Annotated in this window: 12 protein-coding genes; 9 read left to right on the forward strand and 3 right to left on the reverse strand. The window is 60.5% G+C overall.

The features are described from left to right. The first annotated feature begins 59 nt into the window (after positions 1 to 59). Together BW995_RS08530 and BW995_RS08535 are read left to right on the forward strand one after the other, a co-directional pair. Positions 60 to 371 carry a hypothetical protein gene (locus tag BW995_RS08530; RefSeq protein WP_076399785.1) on the forward strand — a complete coding sequence of 104 codons (312 nt, stop codon included), beginning with the start codon at positions 60 to 62 and terminating at the stop codon, positions 369 to 371. Between the two features lie 7 nt (positions 372 to 378). Next, positions 379 to 1,017 (forward strand): TetR/AcrR family transcriptional regulator, encoded by a 639-nt coding sequence (locus tag BW995_RS08535; RefSeq protein WP_076399786.1) that lies wholly within the window; start codon positions 379 to 381, stop codon positions 1,015 to 1,017. Here the strand turns inward: BW995_RS08535 and BW995_RS08540 are convergent. Together BW995_RS08540 and BW995_RS08545 are read right to left on the reverse strand one after the other, a co-directional pair. Continuing rightward, positions 977 to 2,221 carry a GAF domain-containing sensor histidine kinase gene (locus tag BW995_RS08540; protein ID WP_076399787.1) on the reverse strand — a complete coding sequence of 415 codons (1,245 nt, stop codon included), beginning with the start codon at positions 2,219 to 2,221 and terminating at the stop codon, positions 977 to 979. The genes BW995_RS08535 and BW995_RS08540 overlap by 41 nt on opposite strands. 108 nt (positions 2,222 to 2,329) lie before the next feature. Then, the gene (locus tag BW995_RS08545; protein WP_076399788.1) at positions 2,330 to 4,060 is read right to left on the reverse strand and encodes a SulP family inorganic anion transporter; all 1,731 of its coding nucleotides are present in this window, start codon (positions 4,058 to 4,060) and stop codon (positions 2,330 to 2,332) included. 291 nt (positions 4,061 to 4,351) lie between these two features. Here BW995_RS08545 and BW995_RS08550 point away from each other — a divergent pair, with 291 nt between their 5' ends. From BW995_RS08550 to BW995_RS08570, 5 genes are all read left to right on the forward strand, one after another. Next, positions 4,352 to 4,633: a hypothetical protein gene (locus tag BW995_RS08550; RefSeq protein WP_076399789.1), complete on the forward strand. Its 282-nt coding sequence runs from the start codon at positions 4,352 to 4,354 to the stop codon at positions 4,631 to 4,633. A 112-nt stretch (positions 4,634 to 4,745) separates the two neighbouring features. Continuing rightward, positions 4,746 to 6,233: a M48 family metalloprotease gene (locus BW995_RS08555; RefSeq protein WP_084194693.1), complete on the forward strand. Its 1,488-nt coding sequence runs from the start codon at positions 4,746 to 4,748 to the stop codon at positions 6,231 to 6,233. 170 nt (positions 6,234 to 6,403) lie between these two features. After that, positions 6,404 to 8,365, forward strand: a complete 1,962-nt coding sequence (locus tag BW995_RS08560) for a DUF2075 domain-containing protein (protein ID WP_076399790.1) — start codon at positions 6,404 to 6,406, stop codon at positions 8,363 to 8,365. A gap of 120 nt (positions 8,366 to 8,485) precedes the next feature. After that, on the forward strand, positions 8,486 to 9,673 hold the full coding sequence (locus BW995_RS08565; RefSeq protein WP_076399791.1) for a TMEM43 family protein: 1,188 nt from the start codon (positions 8,486 to 8,488) through the stop codon (positions 9,671 to 9,673). A 26-nt stretch (positions 9,674 to 9,699) separates the two neighbouring features. After that, the gene (locus tag BW995_RS08570) at positions 9,700 to 10,014 is read left to right on the forward strand and encodes an HdeA/HdeB family chaperone (RefSeq protein WP_076399792.1); all 315 of its coding nucleotides are present in this window, start codon (positions 9,700 to 9,702) and stop codon (positions 10,012 to 10,014) included. A 66-nt stretch (positions 10,015 to 10,080) separates the two neighbouring features. Here BW995_RS08570 and BW995_RS08575 read toward each other — a convergent pair whose 3' ends face one another. Continuing rightward, positions 10,081 to 10,890 (reverse strand): hypothetical protein, encoded by an 810-nt coding sequence (locus BW995_RS08575; RefSeq protein WP_076399793.1) that lies wholly within the window; start codon positions 10,888 to 10,890, stop codon positions 10,081 to 10,083. 164 nt (positions 10,891 to 11,054) lie between these two features. Here BW995_RS08575 and BW995_RS08580 point away from each other — a divergent pair, with 164 nt between their 5' ends. Next, positions 11,055 to 12,215, forward strand: coding sequence for a DUF3472 domain-containing protein (locus BW995_RS08580; protein WP_076399794.1), 1,161 nt, complete (start codon positions 11,055 to 11,057; stop codon positions 12,213 to 12,215). 94 nt (positions 12,216 to 12,309) lie between these two features. Further along, positions 12,310 to 13,182, forward strand: a complete 873-nt coding sequence (locus BW995_RS08585; protein ID WP_076399795.1) for an EamA family transporter — start codon at positions 12,310 to 12,312, stop codon at positions 13,180 to 13,182. The last annotated feature ends 165 nt before the right edge of the window (positions 13,183 to 13,347 follow it).

Genomic DNA, 13,347 nt, shown 5'->3' on the forward strand with positions numbered 1-13,347 from the left:
GCAGGCTGTCAGCAACGGGCCTGTGCCTTCCGTGATGCGTGACCAAAGGAAGCCTTGCCATGATTCGTCTGGACGGAGTCACCCGCCGCCAGCACACGCTGGCCCTGTTTGACGTTACCAGCGCCATCAGTGACGCCGGAGGCTGGATCAGCAACCATCAGCTTTACTCCAACATGCTGGCGATGATTGCCTTTGAAGTCCCTGCGCAGAATCTGCCCGCGCTGATCGAGGCGCTGCACCAGGCCGGGATCGTGATCCATGATCCGCCAGAGCTGCACGGGCAGGGGAGCGAGGATGTCGCCGCGCGGCTGACGATCAGCTTCTTGCACAATGACCCCGATCTCCGTCGTCCTGTTCCGGCATTCGGGTGAGGGACGGATGAGCGGCAAGGGCAAATATCATCACGGAGACCTGCGGCAGGCGCTGATTGCAGCCGCAGTGGAATTTCTGGCCGATCACCCGCCTGCGGACCTCAGTATCCGCAAGCTGGCGCGCTCTCTGGGCATTTCCGAGGCTGCGCCCTATCACCACTTCGCTGACCGGCAGGCGCTGGAACTGGCGGTGATGGCCGAAGGCTATGCCCTGCTGCGCGATCGCTGTCTGGCTGCCGGGCAGGCGGGCCGTGGTCTGGAGGGGCTGTGTGCGGCCTATACCGGCTTTGCTCTGGATCACCCGAACCTGTTCCGGCTGATCCATCAGTCCAGTGCCGCCCGCAATCCGGCCAATGCCGTTCTGTATGCGATTTCGGCAGAGGCTTTTGCCCCCCTGCTGGCCGAGGTGAGGCAGCGGGCCCGCGCGCAGGGGATCGACGATGAAGGGCAGGTTGGCTTTCTGGCCCTGATGGTCTGGACCCAGCTCCATGGCCTGACCGACGTGCTGATCGCCGATTTTTTGCGACTGGGGGACGGCCATGCCGCGTTTTGTGCACGGGCATATCGCCACATCGAGGGCAGCCTGATGGCCGCCCTCGATGCCGTCAGGCGCTCACCAGCTCCGGCTGGTGGCGACGGGCGTTGATCTGGACCATGCAGCCAATGCCGGGTGTCGAGGTGACGGCCAGTCCAAAGCCCTGCATGGCCGCCATGGTGCGCACCACCGTCAGCCCGCCCCGATGTGCCAGCAAGGCCGGGTCAGTCAACGGTGCCGGGTCGAGCAGACTGGCCATCGCAGGCGGCAGACCCGGTCCCTGATCGCTGACGGTCAGGGTGATGGTGCGCCCGTCGTCGGACGGATGGGCATTGAGGTCGATCACCCCGCGTCCGGCGTGTTTCAGGGCATTGGCGACCAGCGCCAGCACCATCTGTTTCAGGCGGATGGGGTCGCCCTTGACCCACAGCGGCGAGGTCAGGCTGAGGCGCATCGTCATGCCGCGCTGTTCGGCCAGCGGAGCGGTCAGGGTGTGGACCTCATCGAGCAGGCTGTGCAGGTTGGCGACCGAGCCAGCGTTGTTCTGGTCAATCGACCCATGGTGGGCACGCATGGCTTCGAGGGTGGTGTTGACCAGTTCCAGCAGCGACTTTCCGGCGCTCTGGATGGCATCGGCATAGCGGCCAAGCGTTTCCAGTTTGGGGTCGCTGCTGCCGGTATGGGTGGCACTGTACAGCAGTTGTCCATAGCCGAGCAGGGCGGTCAGCGGGGTGTTGAAGGACTCGGCCAGCCCGCTCAGGCGTTCGCGCGCCAGCGTATTGAGATCGCGCGCCGCCGACAGGGCGAGGTCGCTTTGCAGGCGGGCGGCATGCTGATTCAGTTCCCCCATCACCGCATCGGCCAGCGTCCGCAGGGTTTCCCGCTGTTGTTCGCTCAGGGCCGGGCGCCGTCTGGTATCAAACAGGCACAGGGTTCCCATCACCAACCCGTCGGGATTGATCAGCGGCGCACCGGCATAATAGCGCACCCGCATGTCACCGGTGACCAGCGGGTTGTCGGCAAAGCGCGGATCGCCGAGCGGGTCGAGGACTTCCAGAATATCCGGTTCCAGCAGCGCCCAGGCACAAAAGGCATGATCGCGCGGAGTCTGGCAGGCATCCATGCCGACCCGCGCCTTGAACCACTGGCGGTCTTCATCGACCAGCGAGACCACGGCGACCGGGACATCAAACAGGCGGGCAGCCAGTCGGGTCAGGGCGTCAAAGGCCGGACTGCTTTCGCTGTCGAGGATGCCATAGCGGCGCAGGGCGGCAAGGCGGGCGGCTTCGTTGAGCGGAAGAGGGGCTGCGGGCATGTACACTGATACCTCGGAAGAGAGGAAAGGCGGCGAACCAAAGCCGTCGCCTTCATCTAGCGCCGGTGGCCTGCTCCGGCAAGGGAAAGCCTGACATCCGGGCAAAGATCAGGCATCGACAAATTGCACGTCTGTTCCGTCAACCAGTCCCATGTCCTGCAAAACAGTCCGTGGCATGGGGCGGACGCCGCGCAACTGGACAATGGTGCCATGCTGGTGGCAGGTGGCAATGGCGGCTTGCAGGGCGTGGGTGGCGGTGGCGTCAATCACCGGCACGTTGTGCATGTCGATGATGAACACCTTGGGCGGTTTGCCGATCTGCTCCAGCACGTCGCCAACCTTGGAGGCAACGCCGAAAAAGAACGGCCCGTTGATGGTGTAAACCACCGTTGCGGCTTGATTGCGCCCGGTGGTCGGGGCGCTTGGCTCATAGGCGGTGCGCTCGGTGTCGGCGAACTCGTTGACGTCTTCGGCAATCAGCTTGATGCCGCTTTCGGCTTCGACGGCATGGGCCATGCGGTGCATGAACAGAATGGCGGCCATCACCACCCCAACCTGAATCGCCACTGTCAGATCGACCAGAACGGTCAGGCCAAAGGTGGTCAGCAGCATCAGCCGATCGCCGGGCGGGGAGTGCAACAGGTGGCGGAAATGCTGGTATTCGCTCATGTTCCACGCCACCACCACCAGCGTTGCCGCCAGACTGGCCAGCGGCAGGTATGACGCCAGCGGAGCCGCCACCAGAATGAAGGCCAGCAGCGCCAGCGCATGGATCATCCCGGCCACCGGCGAGTGGGCCCCCGAGCGGATGTTGGTGGCGGTGCGGGCGATGGCCCCGGTGGCGCAAAAGCCGCCCATCATTCCGGCGGCGACGTTGGCAATGCCCTGACCAACCAGCTCGCAGTTGGAGCGGTGCTTGCGGCCGGTCATGCCATCGGCCACCACCGCCGACAGCAGGCTTTCGATGCCCGCCAGCAAGGCAATGGTCAGGGCTTCGGGGAGCAGGGCGCGGATTTTTTCCAGCGATACCGCAGGCAGATGGGGCGCGGGCAGGGTCTGCGGGATGCCACCAAAGCGGCTGCCAATGGTTTCGACCGGCAACTGAAAGGCCCACACCGCAACAGCCCCCCCGGTCACCCCGATCAGGAAGGCAGGCCAGGTCGGACGCAGGCGGCGGGCCAGCAGGATCAGGCCCAGGGTACAGGCGGCAACGCCGGTGGTTGGCAGGTCAAGGTTGGGCAGGGCCTGCAACAGCACATGCCATTTGTCGATGAATTCCGGCGGGGCATCCTTGATCTTCAGACCGAACAGGTCATTGATCTGGCTGGAAAAGATGATCAGGGCAATCCCCGAGGTAAAGCCGGTGATCACCGGATAGGGAATGTACTTGATATAAGTTCCCAGCCGGGCCAGCCCGAATGCTATCAGCATCACCCCGGCAATCAGGGTGGCAATCACCAGTCCGTCGTATCCGTGGCGGTGGATGATATCGTAGACGATCACCACAAAGGCGCCGGTCGGTCCGCCAATCTGGAACCGCGAGCCGCCAAGGGCCGAAATCAGGAAACCGGCAATCACGGCGGTGATCAGCCCACGGTCGGGGGTGGTCCCCGAGGCGATGGCCAGTGCCATCGACAGCGGCAGGGCCACCACGGCAACGGTCAGCCCGGCGATCAGGTCGCCGCGGAACATCGTTGCGCCATAGCCTTCGCGCAGGACGGTGAACAGTTTGGGAATGAACAGGCCCCACCATGGCAGGGGGGCAGGACGAAAGGGGGGTGGTGCCAAGGGATCAGAGGGAGAACTCTGGTCGATTGTGCTGGGAGACGTTTTGTCCATGGGCAACAATCCGGTTCTGAAGATATGATTTAGCGGAATCGGCGGTAATTGATCATACCCAGCAGGGGGGCAGAACGCCAGTGCCCAGAGATGGGGTATTGGTATGGCCGTGTATTTCTCGGGCGTGTGGCAAGCTGGCTGTTTCCATCGGCGGCCAGCGGGGGTAAAAGGGGGGCGTCTTTGTGCTGTTCTGTCGCCAAGGGGCTGCCTGTGTCCGGTCTGCATCTTTCTTCCTGCGAACATTCTGCCTCTGGCCGCCCTGACCGTTCAGGCCGGTGGGGGCGGCGGGTGATGCTGGCTGTCGTGCTGGGGCAGGCGATCCTGCTGGCTGGATGTGGCGGGGCTCCGTGGGTGGACAGCCGCCGCGAAGCTGGAACCCAGACCACGTGGGGGGAATCCCGGCCTGACCGGCCGGTGATCTGCTATGACCCCGATGTGACCTCGGCGGCCCAGTTGCAGGCGATGGCCGAGCAGGAATGCGCCAAAACCAAACGCCACGCCCGCTTTCTGGGGGTAACCCGCTGGCAATGCACCATGGCCACCCCGGACCGGGCCTATTACAGCTGTCAGTAAGGCTGCTCCCGCACCGGCTCATCGGGCGGCTTTTTTCTGCCACGATCCCGCCTTATCCTGACCGCGACGGGTGAGAACACCCTGAGGCTCAGGTGAAAAGACGGAGAAGACCATGGCCCTGTCCCGCAGACATTTCATGGCCGCCGGTGCGGCGGCCTGCACCGGTGCCCTGTGTGGCTGCGCGCAAAGCCCGGCAACCGGGCGGTCGTTTTTTGCCGGTATGGGCGGCGACATCAACGATGACATCAAGCTGGGGCAGCAGGAACACGCCAAACTGGTGAAATCCTTTGGCGGCGTGTACGAAGACCGCAAGCTGCAATCCTATGTCGACAGCATCGGGCGCAAGCTGGCAGCCCATTCGGAAATGCCCACGCTGCCCTACAGCTTTACCATCGCCAACTCTCCCATTGTGAACGCCTTTGCCTTGCCGGGCGGGCCGGTCACCGTGACGCGCGGACTGTTGGCGCTATGCAACTCCGAGGCCGAGCTGGCCGGGGTGCTGGGGCATGAAATCGGCCACGTCACCGCCCGCCACACCGCCGAGCGGCAGGGGCAGGGAATGCTGGCCCAGTTGGGAGTGGCAGCGCTGGCGATTGCCACCGGCTCCAACGAACTGGCCAGCATGGCCTCGCAAGGGGCGCAGACCATGCTGCAAAGCTATTCACGCGATCAGGAAAGCGAAGCCGATGCGCTGGGCGCCCGTTATATGGAGCGCACCGGCTATGACGTGGACAAGATGGTGACTTTCCTCGACTCGCTGCACAGCTACAGTGTGGTCGATGGCCGGATGGCCGGGCTGCCCGATGGCAAGGTCGATGACTTCAACATGATGGCCACCCATCCGCGCACGGTGGACCGGGTGCGCGATGCCGCCCGGCTGGCATCCGGCGTGCGGCAGGTTGATCCGCTGGTCAACCGGGAACCCTATCTGAACGCGATCAATGACCTGTTGTTCGGCGATGATCCGAAACAGGGAATGGTCGTTGGCACCCGCTTTACCCATCCTGAGCTGCGCTTTGAATTCACCGTGCCGGACGGATTCCGCATTACGAACGGAGAACGCTCGGTGCGGGCGCAAAACCCCGACGGGGCGGTGATCGTCTTTGACATGGCCCAGACACGGGCGGCCTCGATGACCAGCTATCTCGGGCGCGAGTGGGCCGCCAATGCTGGCCTGTCCGGGGTCGAAGCCCTGACCATCAACGGCCAGGAAGCCGCCACTGCCACCACCCGGGGTAAGGCCGGGAATACCGTGGTTGATGTGCGTTTGCTGGCGATCCGCAAGGATGAGAATGAGGTGTTCCGGCTGGTCTTCCTGACCCCGCCCGCGCTGACCGCCCGCCTGTCCGAGCCGTTCCGCCGCACCACCTACAGCTTCCGCCGCCTGAGTACCGCCGAAGCCGCCGCCATCCAGCCGTTGCGGCTGGTGGTGACCTATGTCCGACCCGGCGAAACCGTTGACAGTCTGGCCCGCAGCTTTCCCTTTGACCGCTGGAACCGCGACTGGTTCCGCTTGCTGAACCAGTTGCAGGAAAACGATCCGGTGAAGGCCGGGCAGGTGGTCAAAATGATTATGGCGCGGGAGGGGGCGCGGGGGTGAGGGGGCTGGCCTTCTCATTCATTTCGATAAGGCTTTCTATGTAGTGTTGATTATTTAAAGGCTGGCTATTCAGAATATACAGCCTGTTGTGGGGCACTTCTCCTCATCTATGTGGTGTGCATGTGTGGTAGAAATGACCGATGATGCTGAAAATTTGATGTGGATCTCTTATGGCAACCTCATATTATCGAGCTTCTCTTGTAAAATTTTGCCGGCAGTCAGATGATGAAATTGTTGGAGCTCTCACCAAAGCTCATGCATTTTCTCTTGAACAAAATCAGCGTGATGCATGGTATTTTCAGATAAAATTTCTTAAAGAGGCCATGCAGGATTTTTCCGATGGAGAAATTTATTTTGAGTTCGTTATTCCCCGAATGGGGAAACGTGTAGATTGCGTTATTTTGTACCAGAATATTATCTTTGTTATAGAATTCAAGGTTGGGGCAGATTCCTTTGGTGGCTATGGAATCGAGCAGGTCCACGATTACGCACTGGATTTGAAGAATTTTCATAGAGGCAGTCATCAGGCGGCCATTGTCCCCATTTTGATTGCCACTCGGACCGACAGATCATCGGGGGAGATCCATTTCGCGGCAGACTCGGTTGCCTGTCCGGTCTGTGTTGGGTTGGCTGGCTTTCGTTCCGTTATTGAGGAGAGTGTCGCGCTTTTGCCGCTGCAAGTTTTGGACTGCGAAGGATGGGCTGGAAGTGGCTATTTACCAACGCCAACAATCATCGAAGCGGCTCAGGCTCTGTATCAATCTCATAATGTCACCGATATTGCTCGCTCTGACTCTGGTGCACAGAACCTAGCCCTGACGGATGCGTGTATTGCAGGCATTATTGCAGATGCCAAACGACGTGGGCGAAAGGCAATTTGTTTTATCACTGGCGTTCCGGGAGCCGGGAAGACGCTGGCCGGACTCAATATTGCTACCCGCCGGGCAACAGAGCATTCCGATGAGCATGCGGTTTTCCTGTCGGGGAACGGCCCGTTGGTGAGCGTGCTGCGAGAGGCTTTGGTCCGCGACCAAGTAGCACGAGAGGGATTGAAAAAATCAGATGCTGCTCGCCAGGTAAATGCCTTTATTCAGAATATTCACCACTTCCGAGACGCTTATGCACGCGATTTATCAGTGCCTCATGAAAAAGTTGTGGTCTTCGACGAAGCACAACGAGCATGGACCCGCGAGCAGGCATCCAAGTTTATGCAGCAAAAGCGAGGTATTGCAGGTTTTGATCAGTCAGAGCCCGAATTTTTGATCAGTGTTATGGATCGCCATCAAGATTGGTGCGTGATTGTATGCTTGATAGGGGGTGGGCAAGAAATCAATACCGGTGAGGCTGGGCTGGGAGAGTGGTTGGTGGCTCTTCGAGACCATTTCCCCCATTGGGACGTTCATGCATCATCACTGCTGAACGAACGAGACTATACTGTAGACGCCCAGGCTCGCGACATGCTTGAAGATCCGGCCGTAAGTAAGCATGGAGAGCTACACTTATCAGTCTCAATGCGATCTTTCCGGGCTGAGGCTTTGAATGGCTTCGTGAGTGCTCTTTTAAATGTCCAACTTTCGCAGGCACAAGAGGCATATAGCGCTTTGCGACCTCGCTATCCATTGTACGTGACGCGGGATCTGCAACAGGCGCGAGAATGGCTGCGCGCTCAGGCGCGTGGAAGTGAGCGGTATGGCCTTTTGGCATCATCCGGTGCGGCTCGACTGCGGCCGGAAGGTATTCACGTTAAAACACCGATTACTCCAGAGTATTGGTTTTTGAATGACCGTTCGGATGTTCGCTCTTCCTTTTACCTGGAAGAGGTAGGGAGCGAATTTGACGTGCAAGGTTTGGAGTTGGATTGGGCCTGTGTGGCCTGGGATGCTGATTTACGTGCACGGCCTGACGAATGGGGGATGTTCAAATTTTCTGGGACAAAGTGGCAGAACGTGCAAGCCGAAGATCGGCGCCGTTATCTGTTGAATGCCTATCGTGTGCTGTTGACCAGGGCACGGCAGGGTATGGTGATTTTTGTCCCGCAAGGGGATGAGCGTGATCCGACACGTTTACCTTGCTCCTATGATGGTACTTATGAACGGCTATTGGAGGCAGGTGTACAACCTTTATCTGTGTGAACAGGCTTATTACCTTCGTTTTTCATCTTCTCCCTCCTCCCGGAACCAGTATTGTTGTGGAGAAATCCTGAATAATCTGTTCTATTCAGGGGCAGGGTGGTGGTGAAGAGGGGGCCTCCGATGCAGGAGTCATCCGGGGATGAGGGGAATGGTTCGGACAGCGTGACCGAGGTCACCTCGACCAGTTGGGGTGGCCGGATTATCGAGGCGCTGAAGGGGCTGGTGATCGGGCCGATCCTGATCATTCTGGCAGTTGTCCTGCTGTCGTGGAACGAAGGCCGGGCGGTGGATCGCGCCAAGGCTTTGGCCAGCGGGGCCGAGGCGGTGGTCAGTGTTGCTGCTGATCGGGTCGATCCGGCCAATGCTGGCCGTCTGGTTCACCTCAGCGGCTTGGCGACCACCCGTGATACCCTGCGCGATTCGGTGTTTGGCGTTGCGCGTCCGGGCGTCCTGCGGCTGGAGCGGCTGGTCGAGATGTACCAGTGGCACGAGGAAAGCTCGTCGGAAACGCACGAAAAGCTGGGGGGCCACAGCGAAACCATCACCACCTACCGCTATGCCAAGGGCTGGCATCAGGGGCTGATCAGTTCGGCCAGCTTCCATGCGCCCTCTGGTCATGCCAATCCGCCGGACATGCCGGTCAGCAGCCAGACATGGCAGGCGCAGACGGTGACGGTCGGGGCGTTCCGGTTGTCGGCCAGCCTGCGCTCGGCATTGACGATGGTTCATCCTTTGCCGCCGTCAGAAATCGGTCGGGCGCTGCCGGAACGGCTGGCCGGGCTGCCGCTGTCGGTGCGCGGTGACTGGCTGTATCTGGGCAAGAATCCGGAGTCACCGCAGATTGGCGATCTGCGGGTTCGGTTCAGCGAGGCCGAACCGGCGATGATTACCTTGATATCCCAACAATATGGCGACAGCTTTGTGCCGTTTGCCACCCCGACCGGCGAGGTCGAGCTGGTGCAGTACGGGCAGGTCGAGGCCGCCTCGCTGTTTCGCACCGCCAATGATGACAATGCCCTGCTGACCTGGGGGCTACGTCTGGTCGGGCTGTTGGTGATGCTGTTCGGCTTCCGTGCCGGGATGGATATTCTCGAGGTTCTGGCGTCTGTGATCCCGCCGCTGGGAACGCTGGTCGATATCGGCGTCACCCTGTTGGCGCTGGTCATGGCCCTGACCGGCAGTGTGTTGACCATCGCCATCGCCTGGCTGGCCTATCGGCCGTTGATTGGCGGGGCCTTGATCGTCTTGGCCATCCTGATTGCAGGGGGCTCGTGGCTGCTGCGGCAGCGTCGGCAGGCGTTGCAGTAGCCTGCCTTGGGGAAAGGGGACTGAGGATGAAAAAGCTGTTTGCTGTGGGGGTGGTCTGTGGCGCGCTGATGTCGGCACCGGCACTGGCGGCACAGGATGAAAACATCGACTTTGGAAGCGCGACCTGTGGCGAGCTGTTGAGCGCCGCTGATACCGCCGGAGCCGATGACATGGCCGGAATGATGCTGTGGCTGGATGGTTATCTCAGTGGCGTGTCCGGGGACACAGTGCTGAACTGGAGCAACCTGAACACCTTCGTTGATCAGCTGGGAAGCTATTGCCAGTCCCACAAGTCGGCCAGGCTGCTGGATGCCGCCCGCAAGGTGGGGCTGGGCCAGTAACGCGTCTTTGGTGCGATTGCCGTCTGCCCGGTTTGGCCATCACCACACCGGGCAGACGCTCTGCGCTTACTTCGCCAACTGCACCGAAACGGCCTGAGTGACTTCGACTTTCCCGCCCGCCTCTTCCAGTGTCTCAACCGTGGTTTTCCAGGTGACGACCAGCGAGCGGCCACGATAGCGGTTTTCCTGATCGATCAGTTGTTCCAGCGAGCTGTCCGGGTTCAGCACCATGTAGGATTTGGTTTCCCGTCCGACGGTCAGGTTCAGGTACAGGTAATCGCCCTGCTCGAAGCCTTCGAAAATGCCGGTGGTGGTGTGCAGCCCGCCCGCACTGTCCTTGGCTTTACCCTTGCCGCCGCTGCTGTTGCCCATCCGGCGGACGTATTCCTCGCTGGTTTGCAGCATTTCGGATTCGCGGGTGACGAATTCCTCGTCCGAGCGGGGGACGCTTTGCTTGTTGCTGTCCAGCCAGCGGAACATTTGATTGTTTTCGAAATAATAGCGGTTTTCTTCCCGCGAGACCGAGCCGCCCCGGATGTCCTGGGTGGTGATCACCTCATAGACGAATACCAGAGATCCCCCGTCATAGTAATAGTCCTGGATGTTGTCGCCGTGATCATCGGGCATTGACATGGTCATCTTGCGGATGCCGCTGCCATCGCTCCAGGTGGTGACATGGATTTCGACCGGGGCACCGTCAACCGAAAACGTTTTCGATGCGGTCCGCATGCCATCAAGCGACTGGTTGACCTCGGCATAGACCTGCCGCTGATAGGCGGTCGGATCGGCGGCCGATGCCGGTGACACGGACACGGTACTGGCGGTGCCGATGGCGAGCCCGCCAAGAAGGACAAACATCAACGATGAACGGCGCATGACGGCAGACTTCCCCCTTGGAATGATCCTGATGCAACGGCTGAAGCGCGGGACACCTCCCGTATCCTTTCAGCGTGCCCAATCGGGGGATTTTTCATGAATATACGGCGGTAGACAAATGGTAAGAATATCCATGGTTCCTGAAATGTCTGGGGAGGCAAACCATGAAGGCGGGATGGGGACTCGTGGTGGCCGGGATGCTGTGGGGAATGGCATCTCCGGCGATAGCCTATGATGTGCATGCCGGGCCGATCTGGAACACCGACGATGCCCGGCAAAAGTGCCCGGCGGTCTGTGCCGGTGCCCGGTGGGATGGTCGCTGGTCCAGTGATCAGGATGATGTGGCGGTCTGTGGGACGACCACCGGTGAACCGGCCCGGGTCGGGGTGATCAGCAGCGATGCCGAAGCCGCCCGGGTCTGTCCGCAGGCGCTGGCGGCCGCAACATGGCAAGGGGCATGGGCGACGGTCTCACCGGGGGACTCGGTCTGCGGCTGTGTCCCTCCTCCGCTCTATGCCGGCAATGAACAGCCGTCACGGGCGGCGCGGATGATTCATCTGCACTACGAAGCCCCCGAAGCCGAGCTGTTCTATAACGAGGTCCGCATTGAGGCCTCGTATCCCGGCAGTTATTTTGCGGTCTGCGGCTTCCGGCACGGCTATTTTGGCCTGCAAGAGCTGTTTGACCACCGCAAGGTGGCGATCTTTTCGGTGTGGGAGCCTGACCATGGGCAGGACCCGACACAGGTTCCGCTGGCGGTGCGGACCGAGCCGGTGGCTCCCGGGGCCGGAGTGGATGTCCGGCGCTTTGGCAACGAAGGCACCGGGGGGCAGAGCTTCCTGAATTTTGACTGGCAGGTGGGGCAGACCTACCGCTTTCTGGTCGAGGCCCGCCATGACGGCGACCGCACCGCCTATACCGGCTTTGTCTATCTGCCGACGGAACAGCGGTGGCAAAAGATGGTCACCTTCCGGGCGTTGGCTGAGAACGACCTGCTGCGCGATCCCTATTCCTTTGTCGAAGATTTCCGCGCCGACGGAACCAGTGCGCAACAAATTCACCGCGCCCGTTATGGCAATGGCTGGATGCGCGATACTGCCGGGCGCTGGCATCCGTTGACGCGGGCGGCTTTTACCGCCATGGCTCCCAATGGCAATTTGCGCTCGGCGATTGATGCCGGTCAGCAGGGGGGCGATTTCTACCTGCAAACCGGGGCCGGAACCGTCAAAAGCCGGGGACTGGGGCAGATCATTACCCTTGATGCGGTGCCGGGTCTGCTCCCCGAGGATGTGCGACGCTGGCGGGTGGGTGAAATTGGCAGATGACCGGGGCTGTTGGCTGGCATACAGTCGGTACCCTTCCGCTTAAAGAATGCTTTATGCCGGAGGTGCGTGCTCCCCGTGTTCAGGACGTTCCATCATGTTTTACCTGAGTATCGTCACCATCCTGTGGGCCTTTTCCTTTAGCCTGATCGAGGTCTATCTGGCCGGAAAGGTGGATGCCTACTTTGCGGTGCTGACCCGCAGTGTGCTGGCCGCCGCCCTGTTCCTGCCGCTGTTGCGCTGGCGCGACATTCCGTGGCGGATGGCGCTGGCGATGATGGCGGTCGGTGGTATCCAGTTGGGGGTAATGTACTTCTGTCTGTATCAGTCCTTTCTGTACCTGTCGGTGCCGGAAGTCCTGCTGTTCACCATCTTTACCCCGATCTACATCACCCTGCTGGATGACCTGTGGAACCGCCGCTTTAACCCGTGGTATCTGGTGACAGCGACGCTGGCGGTGATCGGAACCGGGGTGATCCGCCTGAATACCGTCAGCCATGATTTTCTGTCCGGCTTTCTGCTGGTGCAGGCTGCCAACCTGTGCTTTGCGGTCGGGTTGATCGTCTACAAGGGGCTGATGCAGCGCCAGAAGTCGGACCTGACCCACCAGTCGGTGTTTGCCTACTTTTATCTTGGCTCGATGATTGTCAGCCTGCTGGCCTTCCTGCTGATCGGCAACCCGGCCAAAATGCCGACCACCACCGTGCAGTGGGGGGTGCTGCTGTGGCTGGGCATCGGGGCGTCGGGGATTGGCTATTACCTGTGGAACAAGGGTGCCTGCATGGTCGATACCGGGGCGCTGGCGATCATGAACAACATGCATATTCCCGCCGGTTTGCTGGTCAACCTGCTGATCTGGAACCGCGATGTTTCACTGGGGCGTCTGGGGCTGGGCGGCGCGATTTTGCTGGCCTCGCTGCTGTTTAACGAACTGTGGGTACGCCCGCGTCAGCAACAGTCTCCGGCATAAAAAATGGCCGCTATCAAGCTATTAGAGCATTTTCCGTTCTCTCTGGATCACTTCAAATGCTCTAATGTCTTGTATTTTAAGCAAATCATGCGGGGCTTGAAATCATATACAGGGCAATAAGTTAGCTCTGTTTGGTGGCACTTGCAGGGAATGCGGCGTTGTGGG

Origin of the sequence: Insolitispirillum peregrinum, assembly GCF_900156605.1 — a bacterium.
GTDB classification, from domain to species: Bacteria; Pseudomonadota; Alphaproteobacteria; order Rhodospirillales; family Rhodospirillaceae; genus Insolitispirillum; species Insolitispirillum peregrinum.

Excerpts from the sequence above, each read along its gene's own strand:
- BW995_RS08530 (WP_076399785.1), top strand. The coding sequence starts at position 60 with ATGATTCGTCTGGACGGAGTCACCCGCCGCCAGCACACGCTGGCCCTG.
- BW995_RS08535 (WP_076399786.1), top strand. The coding sequence starts at position 379 with ATGAGCGGCAAGGGCAAATATCATCACGGAGACCTGCGGCAGGCGCTG.
- BW995_RS08540 (WP_076399787.1), bottom strand. The coding sequence starts at position 2,221 with ATGCCCGCAGCCCCTCTTCCGCTCAACGAAGCCGCCCGCCTTGCCGCC.
- BW995_RS08545 (WP_076399788.1), bottom strand. The coding sequence starts at position 4,060 with ATGGACAAAACGTCTCCCAGCACAATCGACCAGAGTTCTCCCTCTGAT.
- BW995_RS08550 (WP_076399789.1), top strand. The coding sequence starts at position 4,352 with ATGCTGGCTGTCGTGCTGGGGCAGGCGATCCTGCTGGCTGGATGTGGC.
- BW995_RS08555 (WP_084194693.1), top strand. The coding sequence starts at position 4,746 with ATGGCCCTGTCCCGCAGACATTTCATGGCCGCCGGTGCGGCGGCCTGC.
- BW995_RS08560 (WP_076399790.1), top strand. The coding sequence starts at position 6,404 with ATGGCAACCTCATATTATCGAGCTTCTCTTGTAAAATTTTGCCGGCAG.
- BW995_RS08565 (WP_076399791.1), top strand. The coding sequence starts at position 8,486 with ATGCAGGAGTCATCCGGGGATGAGGGGAATGGTTCGGACAGCGTGACC.
- BW995_RS08570 (WP_076399792.1), top strand. The coding sequence starts at position 9,700 with ATGAAAAAGCTGTTTGCTGTGGGGGTGGTCTGTGGCGCGCTGATGTCG.
- BW995_RS08575 (WP_076399793.1), bottom strand. The coding sequence starts at position 10,890 with ATGCGCCGTTCATCGTTGATGTTTGTCCTTCTTGGCGGGCTCGCCATC.
- BW995_RS08580 (WP_076399794.1), top strand. The coding sequence starts at position 11,055 with ATGAAGGCGGGATGGGGACTCGTGGTGGCCGGGATGCTGTGGGGAATG.
- BW995_RS08585 (WP_076399795.1), top strand. The coding sequence starts at position 12,310 with ATGTTTTACCTGAGTATCGTCACCATCCTGTGGGCCTTTTCCTTTAGC.